Below are 1,346 nucleotides of genomic sequence, written 5' to 3'. Positions count from 1 at the left end.
CAACATCCGGCCCCACAACCGCCCACGAACCCCCGGCAACCGATGCCCGGGGAGACTCCAGCGGCTGCCAGTCCAGCTGGAACAGCGAGTCATAACGACTGGCCCGGGCCGCCTGCAACTGCTCAGCCGAAACAGGCCGCAAAGCCAGAGACTCGATGGACACCACCGGCTGACCATCCGCGTCCGCCACTTCCAGCGCCACCGCATCCGACCCCGCACGAGTCAACCGCACCCGCACCACCGACGCACCCGAGGCATGCAACCGCACCCCCGACCACGCAAACGGAACACGCGCCGCCTCCTCGTCACCGCCCTCATCCTCGTCCGAAGCGATCAACGCCATCGCATGCACGGCCGCATCCAGCAACGCCGGATGCACCCCGAACCGCTCCACCTCACCCACCCGCTCCCGCGGAAGACGAACCTGAGCGAACACCTCCTCACCACGCCGCCACACCGCCTCCAACCCCCGAAACGCCGGACCATAATCAAACCCACGCCCAGAGAAACGCTCATAGAACGCATCCAGATCAGCCACCACAGGCTCCGCACCCACCGGCGGCCACTGCTCCAACACCACCCCACCACCAACAGCCAACTCTCCCGCCACCAACGAACCCGTGGCATGACGAACCCACACGGCATCGGCCGCTTCAAGGCGAGATTGCACATACACGCTGCGCAAACCGTCTTGTCCCGCCTCGCCGACCACAACCTGAAGCTGGACACCACCTCGCCCCGGAAGAGACAACGGATCCCCGAGAGTGAGCTCCTGGATTCCCTCGCTACCCGCGCGATGTGCAGCGGTCAACGCCAACTCGGCCAGCGCAGCCGGTGGCACCAGCACCGCCCCCAGGACTCGGTGATCAGCCAGCCACGGATGTGTCTCCAACGAGATGCGTCCGGTGAGGACATGTCCCTGATCCGCAAGGGGGACTGCGGCTCCGAGGAAGGAGTGCTCAATGGTTTCCAGGCCGAGGCCGGTGGCGTCGGTTGCCGCAGGCGGAGCGTCGAGCCAGTAACGCTCCCGCTGGAAGGCATACGTCGGCAAGTCCAACATCGGCGCACGGCCGTCTCCGGCAGCGCTGTCATCCGTGGCCACCGCACCCAGAACCGGCGCCCAGTCAACAGCCACCCCATGGACATGCAACTGAGCAAGCGAGGTCAGAACCTGCCGCAGCGTGTCCTGATCACGACGCAAAGTGCCGGTCACCACCGCCTGACCACCAGCAGCCTCCACCGCCTCCTCCACACCCACCGTCAACACCGGATGCGCACTCACCTCAACAAAAGCCCCATAACCCTCAGCGACCAGAACACCCACCGCCTCAGCAAACCGCACCCGC

Annotated in this window: 1 protein-coding gene; it reads right to left on the bottom strand. The window is 66.0% G+C overall.

All coding sequences use genetic code 11. The features are described 5' to 3' along the window. Window positions 1-1,324, bottom strand: a 1,324-nt coding sequence (locus VT50_RS38015; RefSeq protein ID WP_240529510.1) for a polyketide synthase dehydratase domain-containing protein, incomplete at its 3' end; no start/stop codon positions are given. Window positions 1,325-1,346 lie beyond the last annotated feature (22 nt).

It is taken from the genome of Streptomyces antioxidans, assembly GCF_000968685.2.
Lineage (GTDB): Bacteria > Actinomycetota > Actinomycetes > Streptomycetales > Streptomycetaceae > Streptomyces > Streptomyces antioxidans.
The sequence above is the reverse complement of the archived record's forward strand: the minus strand, read 5'-3'. Positions and strand labels throughout refer to the sequence as shown.